The following is a 23,288-nucleotide window of genomic DNA, read 5'->3' as shown; positions in this document are numbered from 1 at the left end:
CCATAGGCAAACTGCTATCATTAGAACGCCTGCCGTCATCAAACTCTTGATGGAACGTCAGGTTTTTGAATTGACTCACCAAGTGAAAACAACATGGCGATGATTGATCTGACTCACGATTGGCGGTTGCTTGCCCAAAATCCACCGGGCGGATTGAATTCCAGTTCGTTGCTGCTGCTCGTCGGCGTTTTTTTGGCACTGTTCTTCGCCGCGGTGTTGGGATTCTTTTTCCTTCGCTACGGGAAGCTTTGGTTTCAGGCATTCATGTCGGATGCCGATGTGCAATTGCTGAATTTGATTCGCATGCACTTCACCAAGGTCAATCCAAACGTGATCGTGCAAGCGAAGGTGATGGTCGCGCAAGCCGGATTGAACATCGGGCGCCGCGATGGAATCAGCACGCATCGGTTGGAGGCTCACTATCTGGCCGGTGGCAATGTGATGAATGTTATTCATGCGATCATCGCTGCTCATCGAGCTCAGATTCCTTTGGAGTTCGATCAGGCGGCGGCGATCGATTTGGCTGGTCGCGATGTGTTGGACGCGGTTCAAACCAGTGTGTATCCAAAGGTGATCGATTGCCCCGATCCAAAACGCAGTGGAAAAACGACACTGAGCGCGATCACCAAGAACGGTGTCGAACTGCGGGTTCGCACTCGCGTCACGGTTCGAACGAACATCGAGCAATTGATTGGTGGGGCAACCGAAGACACTGTGATCGCTCGCGTGGGTGAAGCGATCATTAGCTCGATCGGATCCGCTGAGACGCATTTCAAGGTTCTGGAAAACCCAGACATGATCACCCGCGTGGTTCTCTCGCGTGGGCTCGACGCTCAAACCGCGTTCGAAATTGTTTCGATTGATATTGCTGACATTGATGTAGGAGAAAACATCGGTGCTCGTTTGCAGAACGATCAAGCGGAAGCGGATACTCGAGTCGCTCGTGCTCAGGCAGAACGTCGCCGAGCAGAGGCCATTGCTGCTGAGCAACAAATGAACGCTCGCGTGTCCGAAAACCGTTCGCGTTTGGTACTGGCGGAAGCCGATGTTCCGCGTGCACTCGCCGAAGCATTCAAAGCCGGCCGTATCGGAAACGTAGTCAACGGTGCGGCGGCGGAAGGCTCGGCGTGAGTTCGGACATTCGATCTTTGGCCGGTGAACCGGTTGAGGGACCTTTTGAACGTTATTCTTATCGAGTGCGTTTCAGTGGCGGCAACGGTTTTGAGTTGGCAGGAATTGTCGATCGACCTCGGGAGCGATCGACGAGCGAATTGCTCGCGGATGCTCCCGTGGCCGTGTTCAGTCATTGCTTCACCTGCAGCAAAGATCTTAAGGCCATCGCACGAATTTCGCGACGTTTGGCGGAACTGGGCGTCAGCGTTCTGCGATTTGACATGACTGGATTGGGCGGAAGTGACGGCGATTTTTCACGCACGCATTTCACATCGAACCAAGCTGATTTGAGGGCTGCGATTCAGTTTGCCGGAACCGAGTTGGGTGCGGTGACGGGGCTCATTGGACACAGTTTTGGTGGTGCCGCGTCGCTGGCGGTTGCTTCGGATGAATCGGCTCGACCGGAAACGTTGAAAGCCGTCGTTGCCATCGCGGCACCCAGTGACACGGTTCATTTGGCCAATTTGCTGGACCGAATGAATCCAAAGATTCAGGAAGAAGGACTGGGTGAAGTTGAGATCGGCGGTCGTCGCTGGACGATACGCCGCGAGATGCTGGATGATTTCCGAACCCATCAACTCGCCGACCAATTGCCGAAGGTGCGTGCTCAGGTCATCGCGTTTCATTCACCCGCTGACGAGACCGTTGGATACGATCACGCTTTGCGGATCTCGAGTTTGATCAGCAGCGAAAACGGTCAACCCGGATGCAGCGTGGTCACGCTCTCCGGGGCTGATCATCTTTTGATCCGGCATCCCGGGGACGCGATCTTGGTGGCTGATACAGCAGCGGCCTTTTTAAATCGTCACCGTTAGAAAACGAAGACGAATTCGTTCCAGTTCATTACGCTCAGTGCGTACAACGCGTTGGCTCGCTCCGGGCCGACTTCGTACTTGGCAATCAGCTCATCGATCAGTTCGACACCTTCTTCAATTTCGATGTCGAGTGCCGGACGCATGAGGACTTGTTCGATCACCGCCGAAACGAATGCCGTTGAGTCCGCGTCGGCAGGCAACCGCGAGCGGACTGATTTAGCCAGCTTGTCGGCTTCTTCGTGGATGAAGTCGCTGTTCAAAAGCGACATGGCTTGACCTGGTTGAAGCGTCGCAAAACGAGCCTCGCAGGTTGTGTCAGGTTCTGGGAAGTCGAACGCGGACAACAGTGGAGTCAGCAACGATCGTTTGACGTGAATGTAAACGCTGCGTCGGTTGCGTTCCGCTTCACTGGAGTTGCCCCAGCCTTGACCGGGTTTGGATTGGCCGGCCAGGACTTCGGCCGAAAGACTTGGATAAAAACTCGGTCCATAACTTTCGCGATTGAGCGATTCGTTGACGGCCAAGATTGAATCGCGAACTTCTTCGGCACTCAATCTGCGGGAATCGAATCTCCAGAGCAAATCGTTCGCCGGATCGATCGAGCTGGATGACTCGTTGATCTCGGAAGACATTTGGTACGCCTTGCTGGTGCAGATCAAGCGATGCAGATCCTTCAATTTCCAGCCTCCGTCCGCCAAACGATTGGCAAGGTAGTCGAGCAATTCTGGATGGGTCGGAGGAACGCCAAGTCCGCCGAAGTTGTTTGGCGATCGGACAATGCCTCGCCCGAAGTGGTGCTGCCAAACTCGGTTCGCCATCACTCGTGAGGACAACCGGTTGTCGGAACTAGTCACCCAGTCGGCGAAGACGCGGCGGCGTTCGTCTGGCGTCATTTCAGGTGGAGTCTCTTTGAAGATCTCCGGGAACCGAGGTGTGACGGGATCGGTCGGTGAATGAGGGTTTCCGCGGAACAGCACAAACGTTTCTTCGATCGGACGCAGCTTACCGAGTCCGAGGACTTGGGCGCGATCAGGAAGATCGTTGTGCTTTTCTGCGACGAGTTTGAGTGCCGCTTTGATTTCGTCGTATCGTTTGCGTTGTTCCTTTGAGAGCAACGGACGCAGTTTCTTTTTCAAGATGCGTTCGCGTTGTCGCTTGGGGCCTTCGGTTGCGCGTTGATCGGGAGCCGACATTTTGGTGATGCCGTCCTGCTCGATCTTTGTCGCTTCTTCTTCGAGCTCGCGTCGCTCGGCATCGAGTTTCGCGTAGGCTTCGTTCAGCCCAGGTTCGGAGACATCAATTTGGTTGTTCGATGTTTGGTCGCCTCGGGTTCCGTAACGACTGACGTCGGCGAAGAATGCCAGCATGCCGTAGTAGTCTGTCTGCGGAATTGGATCGATCTTGTGATCGTGACAGCGAGCGCAGTTGATCGTCAGACCGAGGAACGTCTGACCTGTTACCGCGACCAAATCGTCCAGCTCGTCGTAGCGAGCTTGCAACGGATCGGCGGGCTCATCGTCCCAGATACCGAGTCGGTAGTAGCCGGTTGCGGTGAGCGATTCGGTGGTGACTTCATCAAGCAAGTCACCTGCTAGTTGCTCTCGAACAAATTGATCGTACGGTTTGTCTTCATTGAATGACCGAATGACGTAGTCGCGATACTTCCATGCATTGGGTTTGGGGTTATCGCGTTCGAACGAATTGGTTTCGGCATAGCGGACCAAGTCCAACCAGTGACGTCCCCAGCGTTCACCGTAGTGAGGTGACTGCAGCAAGCGTTCGATCAGATTCTCGTAGGCGTCGGGGGCGGTGTCGCTGAGGAAGTCGGCGACCTCTTCTGGTGTTGGTGGCAATCCAGTCAGGTCGAGTGTCACCCGGCGAATCAATGTTCGGCGATCTGCGGGTGCGTTTGGTGTCAGTCCCGCGGCGAGTAGCGAGTCCAGTAGAAACGCATCGACGGGATGGCCAGACTTTTTCCAGTCCTGAACCACGGGACTAATTTTCGCCGGTTCGTCATTTGATTTGGCTTGGGCCACGATGTGCTTTTGGATTGCATCGGACATGTCTGGCGGCGACACATCCTGCACTGGCTCATACGCCCAGTGCTTGGTGAACGTGGCACCTTCTTCAATCCAACGTCGAATGAGTTCGACTTCTGCTTCGTCGAGCGGTTCGCCCTCCGGTGGCATCAATTCGTAGTCATCATTGGCAACAATGCGTTCCAGCAAGTGGCTGGCATCTGCGTCGCCTGGCACTATCAGCCGCTCGCCCGAGTCGCCTTCGATGATGGCTGTTTCAGCGTTGTGGAGCCCCAAGCCGCTTTCAGCCTGATCGGGTCCGTGGCAGGAATAGCATCGCTTTGCCAGCAACGGTTTGATCTCCGTCGCGTAGTCGACTTCCGCTCGAGCAGTTGTGCTGAAACAGAAGCAGCATGCTACGACGACGGCGAATCGCAGAATCCGTTTTGCCGCCTGGGCTTTGTTCAGGTTTTGCAGGTGAACTGGCATCGGTTTGGTGAGCATGAGGGTGGGACCGCAAATCGCGTTCATGCGTGACTCGTGAGGGCGAGATAGGTGGGAAAACAGGCGGTGACGCTATTTCTTAGAGTTTTAGGTGTCTTCGGAGAGCCAGTATAGCCTATCGACTCGCATTTGCGAAACGAAAGATCTGAATCGGAACTCTCAAATGGGGATGGCAAAAAAACTGGTTCGTCTATACTTTGCGCGCTTTCGAAGCCAGCCGATCGGGCGTTTTCCCGATCAGCCCACCAAGACGACGCTGCGTGCGGCGGATTGTGGACCAGCAGGAGTCCCTGTGATCGGTCCCCAACCCCTCTGACGCCCGTCGTTTGAGGGCTGTTTTCAATGTGCTGGCTTTTCCACGACATTTGAGAGACAGAAGTAGTGTCCCAAGCAGAAACGACAAAATTGCCTTACAAGGTCAAAGACATTTCGCTGGCCGATTACGGTCGCAAAGAAATCGAGTTGGCTGAGAACGAGATGCCAGGTTTGATGGCACTTCGCAGCAAGTACGGAGCGGAGAAGCCTTTGAAAGGGGCTCGAATCGCTGGTTGCTTGCACATGACCATCCAAACCGCCGTTTTGATTGAAACGTTGGTTGAGCTTGGTGCCGAAGTGACTTGGAGTAGCTGCAATATCTTCAGCACCCAAGACCACGCGGCGGCTGCCATCGCAGCGGCTGGGATTCCCGTTTATGCCTGGAAGGGCATGACCGAGGAAGAATTCGATTGGTGCATCGAGCAAACGCTGGATTTCCCATCGGGCGAAAAACTCAACATGATTTTGGACGATGGTGGTGACTTGACCGCCATGGTTCACGATCGATTCCCTGAATTGCTGGACAACATCTACGGCATCAGTGAAGAAACCACCGCTGGCGTTCACCGTTTGGAAGTGTTGAACAAATCGGGCAAGTTGCGTGTTCCTTCGATCAACGTCAACGACTCGGCCACCAAGAGCAAGTTCGACAACCTGTATGGTTGCCGCGAATCTTTGGCGGACGGTGTCAAGCGAGCGACCGACGTCATGTTGGCCGGTAAAGTAGCCGTCGTTTGCGGTTACGGCGACGTTGGAAAGGGCTGTGCACACAGCCTGAAAAGCTATGGCTGCCGCGTTTTGGTTACCGAGATCGACCCCATCAACGCGCTTCAAGCTGCGATGGAAGGCTTCGAAGTCACTACGATGGAAGAAGCTTGCAAAGAAGGTCGTTTGTACGTCACCACGACGGGCAACAAAGACATCATCTTGGGCGAGCACATGAAGCAAATGCCCAACGATGCAATTCTTTGCAACATCGGGCACTTCGACACCGAAATCGACATCGCATGGGCCGAGCAACAAGTTGCTGATGGCAAAGCGACCGTCAGTGAGATCAAACCATCGGACATCGGTGCGGTGGATCGTTTCACTTTCAGTGACACCGGCCGAAGCATCATCATTTTGGCCAAGGGCCGTTTGGTGAACCTCGGATGTGCAACCGGGCACCCAAGCTTTGTCATGAGCAGCTCGTTCACCAACCAGGTGCTCGCTCAAATGGAGCTGTACCAGAACCGTGACAATGACAAGTACGGCGTTCAGGTTTACTTGTTGCCAAAAGAATTGGACGAAGAAGTTGCTCGTCTGCACTTGGAAGCAATCGGCGTGAAGCTGACCAAGCTGACTCAAGAGCAAGCCGATTACATCGGTGTGCCAGTCGAAGGCCCATACAAGCCAGACCACTACCGCTACTAGGCCGCTGCTGCGGACGACGTGGGCTCTCGCAAGAAAGCTACGTTTGCCAGAACGTGGGCCACCATCCGATGAGTGCGCCCACGGCTGAAGCAGGCAGGCAAAAAGCCACAAAGATTTGTGGCTCTATCACATAAAAACAGCCGGCCGGGAAAATCCCGGTCGGCTGTTTTCGTAGGTTGGCGCCGTGTGTCGCAAGCGGGTTTACATTTCCGCCGCTTCGATTGCCAATTTTACGTCTTCGTTGCCGTAGATGATGGACAGGAATGCGGGTACGTAACGATCGACCATGGCTCCACCGACATAGAGGATGTGATCCAGGACATCGTCGTCTGGGAAGTCATCGCCCAGAGGAATGGAGGTTTGGTAACGCAGTTCGCCGTCTTCCATGTCGAGTTCGAAGCTTCCGACCTTCAGCCCGTAGTTGGCGCGGCAAACCGCTTCGGCGATCGACCGTCGGCTGTTTTCGGGAATTTTGTTGGCCGGGTGAGAGAAGACTTGGATGAGAGAGTCTTCGACCACGATCAAAACGCGAATGTCACCGTGTTTTCCGTCGAACATCATCCGGAAGAAGCTGTTTTCGCTGTCTTGTTCGTATTTGATCTCTCCACGGTCCAAATAAGCAGAAAACTGGTCGACTTGGGCAGACATCCCGGCGGCTCCTCGGTGGATGTGGTTCTGGCAATAAACGGGCGAGATTGGCCTGGCCCCAATCTTTCGACGTCGATCTTCCGTGGATGGTTCGCGGCCAGGACGGCTTCGCCACTGTTTCATCATGACTGCCAACGGTGGTCGAGTCGACCCGCATCGGCCAGCTGGGCCCCTCTGAGGAACTGGGCGCCCCTGGGGAAGCATCGCGAGGGAGATCCGAGGGATTTCCCGTAGGGCAGCCTGCCTGATCGGCAAGAATTGCCTGAGCGTCCAGATCAATTGGAACCAATTTGCGACGGAAAACGTCGTATTGAGGACGTGAAAGTCCCCCTTTTCAATAGAGCGTGTCGTCATTGCTGCGGCAGGCGTGCGCTCGGCAAGCCTCAAAATCGAAACATTCCACACGGGTTTGGCTGAGAAATTGGTTGAAGTGCTGGTTGGGTTTGGATCCTCCTGCGTGCCGGCTTTAACCTGAAACGGTGCGTTAAACCGTACCGATTAGCTTGACCGGCGCGGCTGTGCCGAAAAAGCTTGTCACAACGACTCCGCGTCGTCGAATAACCACCGATATCCCCCGGATTTTGGGCCCTGAGCTTTCAGGGGCAGCGACCAAAACTGGAACTCCTTCAGCTGAAGAAAATTCCGCCGATGAACTTCGACAATTCTTCCCGCCGTCCATCTGCTTCCAAACGCTCGTTCCAAGGTCAGGTTCGACGACGTTTGATGTCTTGGATCCAAGGAACGTCCGCTGCACCGTCTGGTGAACCAGTCCAGCGAGGGCGTTTGCAGCTGGAGTCATTGGAAAAACGTCAGATGATGGCTGGCGACGTGGATCTTTTCGCGACGGAAGGCTTCTTTGGTTCAGCTGGCGAATCTTCGGCGGCGGTGGAAAGTTCTTCGACCGATCGTGGAACGTCTGACCGCGCTGCGGAAGGCGAACCCGGCCAGGATCTGGTGCAGTTCGCGAAAGATTTGGATGCGGCTGGCGTGACGTTTTATGGTGCCCACTGGTGCCCGGCTTGTACTCAGCAAAAACAATTGTTCGAGGATGGTGGCGATGATCTTCCGTTCGTCGAAGTCACGTTGCCGGATCGGACGCAGGATCCGCAGTTTTCTTCGTTGAATATCAGCGAGTATCCAACTTGGGTCTTCCCTGATGGAACTCGATTGACCGGGGTTCAGTCGCTCCAAACCCTGAGCACTCGAAGCGGCGTTGCGATTCCAACTTCGGATGGTGAGAACCCATCGTTTGAAACGCTTGATGCACAAACGGTTGAGCTTGGCTCACCACTGCACATTCCGATCGACGGATACGATGCGGAAGGCGGTCCGCTGACCGTGACCGTCTCGGTCGCCAACCCGAACTTGGTCGAAGCGACGGTTTTGAGTGGCAACCGTTCGCTCCGTTTGGACATGGATGGTTTTGGCGACATGGTGTTCGAGTTGTTCGAGCAGCGTGCTGAGCGTCCGACCGAACGAGTCATCGACTTGGCCAACAGCGGCTTTTACGACGGTCTGATTTTTCACCGAGTCGTCAACGGATTCGTGATTCAAGGTGGTGACCCCACCGGCACCGGAACTGGCGGATCAACTCTGGGTGACTTCGACGACGAATTTCATCCTGATCTGCAGCACAACCGAACGGGTGTCCTGTCATTCGCGAAATCTTCGGATGACACGAATGATTCGCAGTTCTTCATCACGGAAGTCGAAACGGACTTCCTCGATTTCAACCACTCGGTGTTTGGCCAGTTGGTTGAAGGAGAAGACGTGCGTGAAGCGATCAGCAACATGCAGGTCAACAACAGCACGTCGAACAAGCCGACCACGGACATCGTGATCAACAACGCGACGATCTTTGACGACACCGAGAACTCGGTGATCATGCTGAAAGGATTGGGCGGCACGGGTAGCACGACGGTGACGGTGACGATCACGGATTCGGACGGCAATTCGTTCGATCAGGTGGTTCCAGTAACCATCACGGATCCTCCGTCCGATCGACGCAATGCTCAGCCTTACCTGGAAGACATCAACGTTCCGGCCTCGTCGCCCAAAACGACTCCGGTTGAACTGCAACTGGAAAGCTTTGACCTGGAAGGCGACGCGGTGCAGTACTTCGTCAGCGGTGGCGTGACCGGTGGTACCGCCACGGTCAATGCATCGACCGGTTTGTTGCAAGTGACGCCGGCCGCGAATGTTTCGGGGACGCAAACCGTTTCGCTGACCGTTGGAGTCGCTGCTGCATCCAATGCAGGGTCGAATTCGGACTTGCAAAGCCTGGTCTTCACGTTCACCGATAGCAACACACAAACGCCTGCCGCACCATCGTCGTTGGATCTGCGTTCCTCGTCTGACACGGGCAACAGAAGCGGCGACAACCTGACCAACGCAGCGTCGTTGACGTTTGATGTTTCCGGTGTCACGACGGGAGCAACGGTTCAAATCATCAACACAGCGGACAACACGGTTGTCGGTGTTGGAACGGCGACGGGCGGATCGATCGCGATCACGACCAGCAACCTCGCCGCGATCGGCGATGGCACCTACAGCTTGGCTGCTCGCCAGATTGTTAACGGTGTCACCAGTGGTACATCGACGGCTTTGTCCGTTGCATTGGATCGAACCGATCCTTCATTCACATTGCCTGCCAACTCCACCACGGGCAACGTTGGTGCTGCTTACCAAGCCAACCTGTCTAGTAGTGAAGAAGGCAGTGGTGCAACTTACAGCCTGACTGTTTTCCCCGCCGGAGCCACGATTGGCTCATCGACAGGGATCATCAATTGGACGCCCACTGAGGCTCAACTTGGATCGAACGACTTCACGGTCGAGATCAGCGACCTGGCTGGCAACACTTACACGGAATCGTTCTCCGTGACGGTCGCTGAAGAAGCCTTGGCCCGCTTGGAAGTGCGTCTGACGGACTTGGACGGCAACGTGATCGACTCGGTCGACGTCGGCCAGGAGTTTTTCCTGCAGTTGATTGGCGTCGACGCTCGAGACCTGAGCGAGCGTGGCGGGATCTACTCCGCGTACGCTGACATCGAATTTGATTCTTCGATCGCTGATTTTGTCCCCGGAACTTCAATCGAGTACGACAGCGATTTCGACTTCTTGCCCCGCGGAACTTTGACCAGCGGTCTGTTCAATGAGATTGGTGCGGCGAGCAGCCGATTCTCGCCAACCAATTTGCAAGATTCTGTGATGGCAACGGTTCGCATGCGTGCGATCTCCGACGGTTCGTTGACCTTCACCACCAACCCCGCTGACGTCAGTGCAAACGAGACCTTGTTGTTCTTCAACAATGATCGCTTGCCCGCCGGTTCGGTCAACTATGGCAGCACCACGCTCACCGTTGGCAATGTCACCACGAACAATCCACCGGTTGGTGTCGATGACACGTTCACGGTGATTTCGGGTTCGGGCCAGAACACGTTGGATGTCTTGGCCAATGAAGCGTCCACTGCCGATCCTGGTGAAACGCTGACGGTCACGGCCGTTGGTACGGCCAGCAACGGAGGCACGTTGAGCATTGCGTCCAACGGTTTGTCGATCAATTACACGCCTCCGGCCAACTTCGTCGGGACGGATACCTTCCAGTACACCGTCAGCGATGGAACCAGCACTGACACGGTGCAAGTGACCGTTAACATCCAAAGCGATGACAACGCACCGACTGCGGTGAATGATTCGTTCCCCGCATCGGGAACGATCTTGGAAGACTCCGACGCGGCAACCTACGACGTTCTCGCGAATGACACGGCGGACGCGGACAACGAATCGTTCACGATCACCGGCGTTGGATCTGCATCCAACGGAGGCCAGGTATCGATCGTTAACAGCGGAACGGGAATCTCTTACAAGCCGGCTGCCAACTTCAACGGCACCGAGACGGTGACCTACACCATCCGGGATACCGGCGGTGGGTTGTCGACGGCGACAGTGACCTTCACCGTCACTGCGGTGAACGATGCTCCTCTCAGCGAGAACGTGACGGTCGACACCGTTCGCGGTACGAGCAACGAAGCGGTGATGACGCGAGACGATCTTCCTGCGAACGTCGACGCGGGCGAAGTGTTGCAGTTTGTTAATCTCAGCACGCCGTCGGCGGGCGGGACCGTGACGGTTAGCTCAGACGGTTCGAGCATCCTGTACACGCCGCCGAGCAGCACTTTCACCGGCACCGACACATTCACTTACCAAGTGCAAGACGCGGGCGGATTGTCGAGCTCAACCGCTACCATCACGGTGAACATTGCGGATTATCTCGCTCGAGCCTTCAACTTCGAATTTGATTCGATCGGTGCTTTGTCGAGCAGCTTCTACGACGCGGCGATCTTGACTGGTACCAACGCACGTGGCGAATCGGTTTCGATTCCGTTGTCGGATTCTTCCGTTGTGGTTTCAGGCGGCACGATCAGTGTTCCGGACATGTTGCCCGGTTCTTACAAACTGACTATCCCGGCGGTTCCGTTCTTTGAAGGTGGCGAGGAAGCTCGCGAAATTGACATCGAAAGCGATCCCGATGAATCGGACGAAAACCTTTCGTTGAGCTTCGGCCGATTGTTGCCTCAGTACATTCGCGTGAATGATTGGTTCGGTTCCGCACCGGCTCGCCGAGTGGTCGCTGCGGTTTTGCCGGGCAGCAATGCTTTCTACATGCAGTCCAGCGACGCTGCGGATTCGCGTTTGAGTGACGTGGAATTGTCGCTCAATGCGGCCGGCACCAGCATCACCGTTAACGCCACGGAATCGACCACGGCTGACGGCGCAACCACCACGGCTCAGGTCAGTGGTACCGCTAGCTTGGCCGACGGAAGTGCACTGGAAGTACGGGGACAAGTTGGCGACTTCCGCTTGTTGATTCTCAACTTCGATGAGACCGGGATCGAGCTGGAAACACCAGCCTCGAGCTCGACTGCCAGCACGGAATCATCCTCGACCCAAGCTTCTGGTGAACCACTTGCTTCTGCCGTGACGATGGCCGACGCAACGGTTCCGGTCAGCGAGCTGGGAACCTCTCGAATTCAGAGCAGCGTGGAGCCAACCGGTGAGCCAATCGAGGTCCTCTCAGGGGACTCAGAGAAGGTCGTGGCGGGGTCGGATGACACCAGTCAGATTGACGCTGCGATGCCTGATGTCACCGGCAGTTTGACCCGAATTTCGGACGCCGAAGACGTGGTTGCGAGCGGCGTGACCGGCCAGCCTCAATTGCTCGGCGAAGCCGTGGATGAGGTCTTGACAGGCGTTTCTGGGTCGAACTGACCCGAATTCGACCCTCGAATTCCGGAAAAGGCTGAAAAACACGGGGTTTTTGGCCTTTGGAAGGGTTGCGGAGCGACCACGCGGGACATAACACTTGTGCCGCATCGGAGGGGAATCCCAACGTTCTAACTCCTACTCACTATTTAGTTCTCCCATTTTTGCAGGTGCCGCTCATGGCCAAAGTACCGCCCAAACCACCGACGAAGACTCAAATCATCGCCAACATCGCAGAAGAGACCGAACTGACCAAGAAAGACGTTGCTGCAGTCCTCGACTCGTTGGCCGCTGAGATCGAAAAGTCGCTGCAAAAGGGTGGCCCCGGACAATTCGCAATCCCAGGTCTTTGCAAGATCGTGTTGAAGGACGTTCCCGCCAAGCCAAAGCGCAAAGGCCGCAACCCTGCCAACGGCGAAGAAATCTGGTTGGCTCCTAAGCCCGCCAGCAAGAAGCTGACCATCCGCCCACTGAAGGGCCTGAAGGAAATGATCTGATCAGTTGATCAGCTTCCTTCGAAGTTCGAATTGGCTGCCCTGCATCGCGTTCTGCGTTGCGGGGCAGTTTTCGTTTGTGGGCGGAACGATTGCGCCATGAGGCACCGTTCCGGTAAGCGATCGTTGAATCGGGATGCCAGCGAGAGGCAATGCCGCTATACTTCACCCGCTTTTCATCCATGATCTTTTCTCGGCGGCAACATGATCGAAACATCCTCGAACGTCACCGCCACTGACTTGGCCGCGAAATCTGTGAACGAAGAATCCTCCGCTGAATCGACTGCTGTTCCAACCGAAGCTGCTTCGACAGTGATGCCCGGCGATGCGACGACCCGCGGCCGGATGGGAAATTTGAAAGGGGTTCGCATTGCAGGCACGGGATCGTATGTTCCCGAACGCATCGTCACGAATGAAGACTTGGCCGCGCTGGGTTGCGACAGCGACTGGATCGTTCGCCGAACCGGTATCCTGCAACGTCGGCACGCGGAGCCTGGTCAAGCGACCAGCGATCTTTGCTATGAGGCCGCCCTTCGTTGTCTTGAGAACGCGAGTGTTTCGGTCGACGAAATTGACTTGATTCTGGTTGCCACGATCACACCCGATCACCCTACCCCATCGACCGCTTGTCACTTGCAACGCCGTCTCGGTGCGGTTGCACCCGCGATGGACATTGGCGCCGCATGTGCCGGGTTCATGTACGCGTTGGTCACTGGTGCCCAATTTGTTTCCAACGGAAACGCTCGCAACGTGTTGGTCATTGGTGCTGACTTGATGAGTCGCACGGTTGATCCTGAGGACAAGAAAACCTATCCGTTGTTTGGTGATGCCGCCGGTGCTGCTCTGTTGGTTCCATCGACCAAAGACGAATGCCAGTCATCTGATTGCAATGGGGCAGCGGCTGATTCGACGGTCCAGTCCGATGGACTGTTGGCTTATCAGTTGGGCAGTGAAGGATGCGGTGGTGAAATGCTGTGCATACCCGCCGGTGGATCCCGATCGCCGATCACCACCGATGGCGAAGACTCTGTCAGTCGCTATCTGCAGATGGATGGCCGTGGTGTCTTCAAGTGGGCTGTACGAGTCTTCGACGAGAGTGCCAAGGACGTTTTGCGAGCGGCCAACGTTTCATCGGATCAACTGAGCTTGGTTGTTTTGCACCAAGCGAACCAGCGAATCATTGATTCAGCGGTTTCCGATCTGAACGTGCCGCCTGAAAAGGTGTTCGTCAATCTCGACAAGTACGGCAACACATCCGGAGCCAGCATTCCGCTCGCATTGGACGAAGCCGCACGTGCCGGCCGCTTGAAAGAAGGCGACCTGTTGTTGCTTTGCGGCTTTGGTGCGGGCTTGGCCTGGGGCACCGCTTTGTTGCGTTGGTAGCGAACTCAGGGACGCTCACGCTCGCGGGTGAAAGTCCCGGTGCACGCGTTGCAGGCGAGAGTGTTCGACGTGCGTGTAGATCTGGGTCGTCTGAATGCTGGCGTGTCCAAGCATCTCTTGAACCTGCCGAAGGTCAGCTCCGCCGGCCAGCAAGTGAGTTGCGAAACTGTGCCGCAAACTGTGTGGGCTGATCTCGTCAGAGATCCCCGCTCTCTTGGCATAGCGTTTTACGAGACGCCACAACTGAATTCGGTCGAGTGCTTTGCCGCCTCGGGATAGAAACAGCTCGTCGATCTGCCCCGGATTTCGATCGGCCAGAAGGTGGCGGCTTTCTTCAAGGTAGAGCTGAATCGCCTGGATCGCTCGACCGCCGATCGGGACCATCCGCTGCTTGTCGCCTTTGCCGTGGCAGCGAAGCGTCTTCTCATCGAGTGTCAGGTCGCGAACGCGAAGGGTGCAAACTTCCGAAGCTCGACATCCGGTGGCGTAGAGCACTTCCAGAAGGGCACGATCTCGTTGCCAAAACGAATCGGACTTTTTGACCGCTGAAAGAAAGGCCTCGACTTCGTTGGGCGACAGGACGCCCGGCATTCGTTGCCAAGCCTTCTGGGTTGCCAGCAGTTCGGCCGGATTGTCGACCGTGATGCCTTCGAGCTGCAGGTATTTGAAGAACGTCCGGATCGCGACAATTGCTCGCGAGATGGACGCCGGGGCCAGGCCTTCGCCGTGAAGTGATGCGACGAAATCAGACAATTCAGTGATTGTCAGGTCCGCGGGGCGGCGCCCGTCCATCCAGGTAACGAAACGCTTCATGTCGCGTCCGTAGGCGGCAACGGTGTTGTCGGCGAGATGACATTCGCGTTTCAGATAAACCAAAAATTCATCACAAACCGCTTGACCGGCCGAAGGAGCCACGGATTCTGTCTGTCCGGACTTCAATTGCTGCAGTTTTGTGAGTCGTTTAGCCACTCTGGTGTGCTCGACGGCGTTCAAGGACGCACAACGTATGTGCTCTTCATTGGATCGATTCCAATGAGTTATCGTCTTGGAGGCTCGTCGCCGCCAATGTCAATTCTTCTCGAACCATCTCCTTCTCAAGATTCTTCCATGAAAGTTTTCGTCGTCGGTGGTGCCGGATACATCGGATCACACGCGGTCGCCTTGTTGCTTGATGCCGGTCACGAAGTCGTCGTGTTCGACAATCTGTCTCGCGGGCATGCTAAATCGGTTCCGGAGGGTTTGCTGGTCGAGGGCGACCTGAACGATCAGGCGAAACTGACATCGTTGTTGAAAGAGCACTCGATCGATGCGGTGATGCACTTCGCCGCATTTGCGGAAGTCGGTGAGTCCGTTCGAGACCCCGCGATCTACTACCAAAACAATGTTGTCGCGACTTTGTCGTTGCTGGAAGCGATGCGTGCGGCGGACGTCAAGAAGATTGTTTTCAGCAGCACCACCGCGACGTACGGCCAACCGGATACCGTGCCAATTCCCGAGACCACTCCACAGAATCCGATCAATCCCTACGGATTCTCTAAGTTGGTCATCGAGAAGGCGTTGGCGGATTATGCCCATGCATACGGTTTCGCCTACGCGGCACTGCGATACTTCAATGCAGCCGGTGCTCGTCCCGATGGAACGATTGGCGAGCATCATGATCCTGAGTCACATCTGATCCCAATCGTGTTGCAGGTCGCGTTGGGGCAGCGTGAATCGATCTCGATCTTCGGCGACGATTACCCGACGCCGGACGGAACTTGCATTCGTGATTACATTCACGTCGACGATTTAGGCGACGCTCACTTGCGAGCCCTCGATCGACTGAAACCGGGGGAAGGCATCCAGGTCAATCTTGGCACCGGCAGAGGAACGAGCGTCCGCGAGATTGTCGATGCGTGCCGGACTGTGACTGGACATCCCATCCCTGAAGTCATGGGCCAGCGACGCCCTGGCGATCCTGCTGAGTTGATTGCTGATGCGACGTTGGCGGGAGAAGTCCTGGGGTGGAAGCCTCGATACACGGACATCCAAGACATCGTGAAGACGGCTTGGAACTGGCATCAAACGCACCCCCAGGGTTACGACACCGTTTGAGCGGCCGTTTCCGCCATCGAGCTGAGGTCAGAATCGAGTTCACCGGGCGATCCTAATTCGTCACAATACGTACCAATCGGTGGGGTTGGGTTGCCCCGTGATCTCCTCCGACTGGTTGTCGTTGTCGAATTGAATCATGATGATAGAGGTCACGGCGGGTTCGGTTCGCCAAGTTCAGTTTCATTGCTAAGTCGTTGGCGTCGAATCGTTCATGTTTCCATTGCGACGTTCCTCAAAAGACTCGTCGGTGGATTGGCCGGCGTTGCTGTCTTTGTTGGAAGACGATGATCGACGGGCAGCGGTTTCGCGTATTGCGCCGAGTGAAGGACGCGAAAGCTATTTGACTGCGTTGCGGCGGATTGAAACCGCACAATCTCAGGCCACCTTGGCAGCGGGGCGACGGCTTCACACCGCCTCCAAACTGATTGATCGACCCACGATCGCTGTTTCAGGAATGCTGAACAGCGGCAAGACGAGTCTGGTCAGTTCGTTTCTATCGGAAGCTGGCCAACGCCGAACGCTGCGGGGAACGAGCAATCGGCACGGGACCCATCGTTTTGTTTTGTGGTTGCCACAGAGTTGGCGATCCGATGTCGAGCTTTGGAGTTTGCTGATCACGCGAATTGGTGACTCTCTGGGCAACGCTCCTGAGGAACTGTCGCTTGATCCGGAGATCGCGGCCGAACAATACAACAATCGGGACGGTGATGCGTCGTTGCTGTCCGTGCCTTTGTTGGGCACCGATCCCGGGCTCGACGAAGTTGGTGTCGGTTTGCTGGATTGTCCTGACATCGTTTCGGACGAAGAGTTCGGGCTGGGATCTCCCGAACAACGTCGCGAATTGTTGGGGCGCGCGGCGACGTTGTGTTCCGCGTTCTTGATCGTGACCGGCGCTGAATCATCGCGCGACACGACGCTGGCGGATTTGCTTCGCATCGCATCCGACTTGATGCCCGGTGTGCCGCGAATGTTGGCGGTCAACAAGGTGCGTCCGCGACAAACACCGGATCAAGTCCACGAAACGTTTGCACCGTTGGTTCAGAAGTACGGTGTGGGAACGCTGTACGCCGCTTATGACTTTGACGTTCCTTCGAGCCGTCCATTTATTCCGGTGTTTGGCGATCAGCATCCGCAACACGATGCGATCTCCGCGTCAGAATCTGATCTGCAAGGAGAAGACGATCCCGATCCCTTGCCGGTGTTCTTTTCCGTCAGTGAAGATCCCGATAGTAATCCACCCGCAGCGATCGACGAGGATCGATTGTTGCAGGCGTTGCCATCCAAGCTCGATCGCGGCGTTTTGTTTTCGCAACTGCATCAAGCCCTTCGAATCAACTTAGAAGATGCGGTTTGGAACCAAGGCTTGGAGTCCATACGACGGGATGCAGATCAGTCGTTTGAAAAAACGCGTCAGTGCCAACAGGTGTTGTTGGACTCGGCGTTGGAATATTTTGCTCATCGAAAGATTGGCGGTGAAGTGATCGAGCTGCGTTTGCATCAAAGCGAACGAATCATTCGCCAGCTCAGCGAATCGTTTGCGGCCACCGCACCTTGGTATGCTCGCTGGGGAGTACGCCTGAATGCGACGCTTCGGCGCGTGGTCGGAGGAGCCGGGGACTTTATCCGCAATCTGACACCGACAGCCGTGTCACGTCGCGCTGCTGATGACATCAAAGGTCGATTCCGAAGCGGCGAATATGGTGGGCTGATCGAGCCAACCGGTTTGATCAACGAGATTGAACGTCATGGTGGAACGTCGGTTTTGTCACATCTTGCCGCGGCTTCGGACGGCGGTTCAGCGTCGGAAGACGGTGTCTCTGCGTTTCGTGAACCGGTCGAGCGAGCGGTCTTGCGGTTTGAACAAGACGACTTCACGACGTTGGACCCGCGACGTTTGGATACCGCGGTTCGACAGATGTGGTCGGAAGTTCCCATGCACCGAAAAATCGCGACGGGACTGACTCCACTCGCGGCACTGTTTGCGACCTTTGGTGCGGTGTTGATGATCCCGGTTGATCTAGGTGCCAATGCGATCCTGGCCGCGTCGATTCCAGAGATGCTGGCGGCCGGCGGTCTGACAATCATGTCGACGATGTGGGCGGCCAATCGGGGAACACAAGACGTCAGCCAACAAGCCGCACGTCAGCAACTTGCCGACTTCCTCGCCGTGTTGTGTGATGAGCTCGGTGTGGCTCGACCAGATCCGCCGATGGATGTGCGGGTTGGCAACGCTGACGTCACCTTACCGCCGTCGCGAATCGCCAGTGGTGAACCTCCCGAAAGAATGGTGTCGCTGTATCGGCTTCGGGATGAGTTCATTGCTGAGCTGAAGCGATTGTTGCCTCGGCCAAACGCAGCGAGCAAACGCGCCACTGGCTCGCCCGCTGAATCAGGAGTCACGCGATGAACGCAATTGTGATGGATGACTCGGGCGATCGTTTCTTGCAACGTGTTCACCGCGCGGCGGACCGTGTGCTGGGCAACAGCCAAACCGGGCGAGAGATTGGCGAGCTATGCCGCGATCATGCGGAAGCTCGCGAAATGATCTTGACCGATCGAGCATCCAATTCGGTTGTCGTTGCAGTCGTGGGAGCAACCGGACAAGGCAAGTCTTGGTTGGTTCGCCAAATGATTCGAGGCGGTCCGGTGGACGCCATTCGAAGCGGCAACTCGCTTGACGAGGCGACTGAAAAACTGACTTGGATCGGACCAAAGCCTCCCGCTGATTTGGATGCTCGCCACGAACGTTTTCTGGCATGCGATGCAGCCAAAATGCGATCGATCGGGTCACCTTATTTGCTGGTCGACGCTCCGGGGGCAACCGATGACCGACGCGCGATCGCGGGAGTCGCCGAGCGAGCGTTGTCGACCGCATCGGTATTGGTAATGGTCATTCGCCGCGATCAATTGCGCAGTCAGCGCGTATCAGGATTGGCGGCCGCCTCCGAAGGCACTGTCGTCATTCCCGTCGTGAACATGGCCGACGTCAATGATGATTCGTTGGATGCCGACGTGGAGGCTTTGGTCGCACGTTTGCGATCGACGGCACCACAAAGCCAGATCGCTCCCGCGGTGATCGTCAGCGATTTTGAAATTGATGAGCGTGGTGAAGACGAGATCGGTATTCGACTGGCTGAAACTTTGGGACGTCGAATTGAAGAAGCCATTAGTGAATCGGGCGGAGGTGACCAGCGGCGGAGCACTCGGCTGTCAGCGTTGGACGCACGATTCTCCGCAGCGGTAGCATCTGTCTTGCAGACTCAGTTGCCGGAATTGACCAATGCCGTCGATCGATTGAATGCGGAAGCAACGCGTTTGCCATCTGAGGTGGCGGGAACGTTGCTCGGTGGAACAACACCGCTGCGAGCCGCGATTCGCAGTCGGCTTCGCCTTTCGCTGATGGCCGACACTGCCGCGATTTGGTTTCCCTATCGAACACTGCTGTCCTTGTTGAATTTGACTCACGGCGCATGGGATCGTGTGTTGTTGTCATTGTCGGGATCACTGCCTTCGCTGATTGGTGCTGTCTACGCGGGGGCTCGAAACATGAGTGATCAACGAGCCGCTGACATGGACTTGCGAACCGGATTGCGACAACGAACTGCGGCCTCGGTGGCGGATCGGTTGGGGCCGATGGCAAGGCGTTTTCGAGCCGAGTTGAATAAGCTTCGTCACGGAACGATCGAAACGGAGATCGAGTCATCGCCCGATGCACCTGTCGCGTCGTTGGCGGGTATCGAGACGTTGCAAGAGTCATCGCAGAAGTCATTCGATACCGCGATCAGCCAAGGTTCCGCGACGACTTGGTTCGCCAATGTTGCGGGACTGGCTGGAACGCTGCTGTTTTGGCTGTTGATGACCGGGCCGCTGGTGGCACTGTACCGGGGCTACTTCGACGCCAGTTATTCGACGATGCGAGATGTGTTGCAAGCCGAAGGCGTGGCGGGTGATCTGGGCAAGTTTCCTCGGCCAGATGTATCGATGATGTTGACCAGCTTGCTCTTGTCCGTTTTGCCGGTGGCCATCTTTTCGATGTTGGTGCTATCGTGGGTGCAAGCGAAGGGGCGAGTTGATCGCATCGAGAATCGGTTGCGAGAAGAACACGAGCAATTGATTCAGAGATTGCAGCGGGACGGTGTGCTGCGTTTGGCATGGAGCGATCCGTTGCTCGACGATGCGGAGTTTTTGTTGTCGGTTGGTCGAGCGGTGGATGGAGAATGATGATTGCAACCATGCTGCAAGACCTGGCGAGCAACATGCTATGGACGCAAATGCTCTCGCAGACAGAAGTACCAGCCGGAAAGCCGGAGTCGATTTGGTCGATCGTGACCAGCGGTGGGATCCCCGGTTTGATGATCCTGTTTGTTCTGTTGTCGTTCAGTGTCGCGGCCGTCTACTTGGTGGTGGACCAATCTTTGGCCTTGCGCCGTCAGGATGTGGTTCCTGAGAAACTGAGTGAAGACGTGGCGGCTGCGTTGCAGTCTTCTCGTGTCACGGAAGCTGAGACGTTGCTGCGTCAGAAGCCCAGCGTATTGGCGGGGATCATCGCAGTTGGATTGAATCATCGCGAGTATGGATGGCCAGAAGTTGAAAAGTCGGTCGAAGATGCATTGGTTGACCAATCCTCTCGAATGCTTCGGCGGATCGACTACTTGGCGATGATCGCGAATTTGGCGCCGATGGTCGGTTTGCTCGGAACGGTGACCGGAATGATTTTCGCTTTTCGTCAGGTCGCGGCCACACGCGGAGCCGCCGGTGCCGGGGATCTCGCGGAGGGTATCTATCAAGCGTTGGTCACGACGGTCGGTGGACTGCTGGTTGCGATTCCCGCTCTCGCCGCATCCGGTGTTTTGCGAAACCGAGTGGATGCGTTGTTGTCAGACGTCACAATGCACGCGGATCGAGCTTTAGCTCCTCTTCGCCGAAGAGCAGCCGCAACGTCTCGATTGGTTTCGGCGAGCACGCCCGGCGGTGGACGAATCGTTGCTGTGCCGCCGGCTCAAATGCCAGGCCGTAAAGCACCGCGTCCCGAACAAGATGGAACCCGATGACACTCCCAACGGATGGACCCATGGATCACTCTGCGAAGAAAAGTCGTTGGTTTGGTGGCCGGATGACTCCCGCCGTGATGTTGATGTCGATTGCCACGGCGGCAATCGCTCAGCCGCCAACGGACGATTGGAAAGAAGCTGAGTTGCCGACGGTGAAGACGCCCAGCGGTGCACCTCCCGACAAAGCGGCAGAAAAGATTCAGCAAGCACTTGATGGTGATCCGCTCAATTCAACCGGTGATGGCATGTTGGACGACGTGCTGAGCGTCATCAAAAGACGTGGCAGCGTGCTGGATGGATCCGTCTTGGACTCTCAAATCGATCCTCTCGGCGATGTCGCTGGCGAGAATTCGACCAGTCCAGAATCGGGCGAATCTGTCTCCAAACGATCGTCCGGGCCAATCGAGACGTTCCGTTTGGCTGAACAATTGTTGGCGACCGCACGAAGATTGGAGAAAGCGAGTCAGTTTTCGAAAACAAATCGCGCCCCGCGAATCGTTAGCGGCGATGATCTTGCGAAACCTCGAGCGGACATGCTTCCGGTCGAGACGCTTGTTTATCAGATGCGGTTGCGTGCGGTTCAACTGATGCAGAGTGGCCTGAACGCCTCCAGAGAGTAAACTCGAGGATCCCGCCTCGCCTTGGACCGGATCGCTATCGGTCGTGATCCGTCCTCCCCTCCCTTCCCCGTCTTCTCTTCATGCTTCTCGCCCTTCGAAATCAACTCAAGCGACCGTTGACGCTGGTCTTCGTCTCTCTGGTCGTGTTGATCACGGGCGTCGTTGCAGCGGACTATTTCACCGGTCTGCCGAAATCCGCGGTTGCCACTTATGTCGGGCGAGATGCATGCGTCGAATGCCATCAAACCGAATCGTTGGCATTCAAAGGTTCTCACCATGATTTGGCCATGGATGTGGCAACCGACGAAAGCGTGATCGGCGATTTCAACGATGTCGTCTTCGAGCATGACGGATTGCAGAACCGGCTGTTTCGAGACGGTGACCGGTTCATGGTTCATACCGAGGGACCCGATGGCGAGATGCAAGACTTCGAGGTGAAGTACGTCTTCGGAGTGGATCCACTGCAGCAATACATGGTGGAGTTCGATCGCGACCCCGAATCGAGCGATGACGAGATTGGACGATTGCAAGTCTTGAGGATCAGTTGGGACACCCATCGCAAAGAATGGTTCTATCTGCGTCCGCCGGATGTGCCCGAGAAGCTTGAGCCCGACGATCCATTGCACTGGACCGGTGTTGCTCAGCGTTGGCAAACCATGTGCGCGGATTGTCACTCGACCAATTTGAAGACAAACCACGATGTTGAAACACTGACCTATCACACAACGTTTTCAGAGATCGACGTCAGTTGCGAAGCGTGCCACGGCCCCGCGAGTTTGCACATCGAGATGGCCCGTGGGAACTCGCTCTTCTGGGATCGACACCACGGTTACGGGCTGGCTCAGTTGAAAGGCGAAGACGCCACGGGACAATTGGAAGCGTGCGCGCCGTGTCACAGTCGCAGGAGCCTGATGGATGCGGATTACCAAGCGGGCGATCCGTTCTGCAGCCACTTCAACTTGGAACTGCTTCGCGGCGACACGTACCACGACGACGGACAAATCAAAGACGAAGTTTACGTGTATGGATCGTTTGTGCAGAGCAAGATGTTTCATAAAGGCATCCGCTGCACTGACTGCCACGACCCGCATTCGCTGGAACTGAAGCATCCGGGCAACGAAACCTGCACGTCTTGCCATCAGCATGCCGCAGGAAAGTACGACGTTCCATCGCACCATCACCATGCGGTTGGTTCCGAGGGTGCGAAGTGCGTCAATTGTCACATGCCCCACACGACATACATGGAAGTCGATCCACGCCGCGATCACAGCTTGCGTGTGCCGCGACCGGACTTGTCGGTTTCGATTGGAACTCCGAATGCATGTAGCAGTTGCCATGTGAAAGATCAGCTTGAGAACATCTCGGCAGACAAGCGTGAGTCGCTGGACTTGTACCAAGATTGGTTGTTGGCAGCTTCGGAAGGCGACGAAGAGGTTGCGGAGGCGATTTCGAAAACCGACCAATGGTGCGACGAAGCGTGTGATCGATGGTACGGCGA

15 protein-coding genes are annotated in these 23,288 nt (G+C 56.0%); 12 read left to right on the top strand and 3 right to left on the bottom strand.

All coding sequences use genetic code 11. The annotated features are described in order from the left end of the window. Nucleotides 1–93: 93 nt before the first annotated feature. Together floA and B2R17_RS14555 are read left to right on the top strand one after the other, a co-directional pair. Nucleotides 94–1,131: a flotillin-like protein FloA gene (floA, locus tag B2R17_RS14560; protein WP_008659633.1), complete on the top strand. Its 1,038-nt coding sequence runs from the start codon at nt 94–96 to the stop codon at nt 1,129–1,131. Next, complete coding sequence (locus B2R17_RS14555; protein WP_286764549.1) at nt 1,128–1,988, top strand: alpha/beta hydrolase family protein; 861 nt, start codon at nt 1,128–1,130, stop codon at nt 1,986–1,988. The genes floA and B2R17_RS14555 overlap by 4 nt, the downstream gene beginning before the upstream one ends. On the opposite strand, the gene B2R17_RS14550 is transcribed toward B2R17_RS14555, so the two are convergent. Next, nucleotides 1,985–4,537, bottom strand: a complete 2,553-nt coding sequence (locus tag B2R17_RS14550; RefSeq protein ID WP_286764548.1) for a PSD1 and planctomycete cytochrome C domain-containing protein — start codon at nt 4,535–4,537, stop codon at nt 1,985–1,987. The genes B2R17_RS14555 and B2R17_RS14550 overlap by 4 nt on opposite strands. Before the next feature lie 354 nt (nt 4,538–4,891). On the opposite strand from B2R17_RS14550, the gene ahcY reads away from it, so the two are divergent. Beyond that, entirely contained in the window at nt 4,892–6,238 is a 1,347-nt protein-coding gene (gene ahcY, locus B2R17_RS14545) for an adenosylhomocysteinase (protein ID WP_008659636.1), read from the top strand. A gap of 201 nt (nt 6,239–6,439) precedes the next feature. Here ahcY and B2R17_RS14540 read toward each other — a convergent pair whose 3' ends face one another. Continuing rightward, nucleotides 6,440–6,886 (bottom strand): YbjN domain-containing protein, encoded by a 447-nt coding sequence (locus tag B2R17_RS14540; RefSeq protein ID WP_236615364.1) that lies wholly within the window; start codon nt 6,884–6,886, stop codon nt 6,440–6,442. 648 nt (nt 6,887–7,534) lie between these two features. Here B2R17_RS14540 and B2R17_RS14535 point away from each other — a divergent pair. From B2R17_RS14535 to B2R17_RS14525, 3 genes are all read left to right on the top strand, one after another. Next, nucleotides 7,535–12,154, top strand: coding sequence for an Ig-like domain-containing protein (locus tag B2R17_RS14535; RefSeq protein WP_414707326.1), 4,620 nt, complete (start codon nt 7,535–7,537; stop codon nt 12,152–12,154). 173 nt (nt 12,155–12,327) lie between these two features. Then, nucleotides 12,328–12,645 (top strand): HU family DNA-binding protein, encoded by a 318-nt coding sequence (locus tag B2R17_RS14530; protein WP_007329747.1) that lies wholly within the window; start codon nt 12,328–12,330, stop codon nt 12,643–12,645. A gap of 201 nt (nt 12,646–12,846) precedes the next feature. Next, nucleotides 12,847–14,025 (top strand): beta-ketoacyl-ACP synthase III, encoded by a 1,179-nt coding sequence (locus B2R17_RS14525; protein WP_286764546.1) that lies wholly within the window; start codon nt 12,847–12,849, stop codon nt 14,023–14,025. A 15-nt stretch (nt 14,026–14,040) separates the two neighbouring features. On the opposite strand, the gene xerD is transcribed toward B2R17_RS14525, so the two are convergent. Further along, a complete protein-coding gene (xerD, locus tag B2R17_RS14520; RefSeq protein WP_286764545.1) occupies nt 14,041–14,994 on the bottom strand; it encodes a site-specific tyrosine recombinase XerD in 954 nt (317 codons plus the stop codon). 138 nt (nt 14,995–15,132) lie between these two features. On the opposite strand from xerD, the gene galE reads away from it, so the two are divergent. The 6 genes from galE to B2R17_RS14490 form a co-directional block, all read left to right on the top strand. Then, complete coding sequence (gene galE / locus B2R17_RS14515; RefSeq protein ID WP_286764544.1) at nt 15,133–16,119, top strand: UDP-glucose 4-epimerase GalE; 987 nt, start codon at nt 15,133–15,135, stop codon at nt 16,117–16,119. 211 nt (nt 16,120–16,330) lie between these two features. Then, nucleotides 16,331–18,526, top strand: a complete 2,196-nt coding sequence (locus B2R17_RS14510; protein WP_286764543.1) for a hypothetical protein — start codon at nt 16,331–16,333, stop codon at nt 18,524–18,526. Next, nucleotides 18,523–20,340 carry a hypothetical protein gene (locus tag B2R17_RS14505; RefSeq protein WP_286764542.1) on the top strand — a complete coding sequence of 606 codons (1,818 nt, stop codon included), beginning with the start codon at nt 18,523–18,525 and terminating at the stop codon, nt 20,338–20,340. Before B2R17_RS14510 ends, B2R17_RS14505 begins: the two co-directional genes overlap by 4 nt. Continuing rightward, a complete protein-coding gene (locus B2R17_RS14500; RefSeq protein WP_039962790.1) occupies nt 20,340–21,170 on the top strand; it encodes a MotA/TolQ/ExbB proton channel family protein in 831 nt (276 codons plus the stop codon). Before B2R17_RS14505 ends, B2R17_RS14500 begins: the two co-directional genes overlap by 1 nt. Before the next feature lie 20 nt (nt 21,171–21,190). After that, nucleotides 21,191–21,790, top strand: a complete 600-nt coding sequence (locus B2R17_RS14495) for a hypothetical protein (protein WP_286764541.1) — start codon at nt 21,191–21,193, stop codon at nt 21,788–21,790. Nucleotides 21,791–21,870: 80 nt separating this feature from the next. Continuing rightward, nucleotides 21,871–23,288: multiheme c-type cytochrome (locus B2R17_RS14490; protein WP_286764540.1), on the top strand; the 1,418-nt coding region annotated here is incomplete at its 3' end.

Source organism: Rhodopirellula sp. UBA1907, assembly GCF_002337565.1.
In the GTDB taxonomy this organism is placed as follows: domain Bacteria; phylum Planctomycetota; class Planctomycetia; order Pirellulales; family Pirellulaceae; genus Rhodopirellula; species Rhodopirellula europaea.
This window is presented reverse-complemented; position numbering and strand designations above follow the sequence as displayed.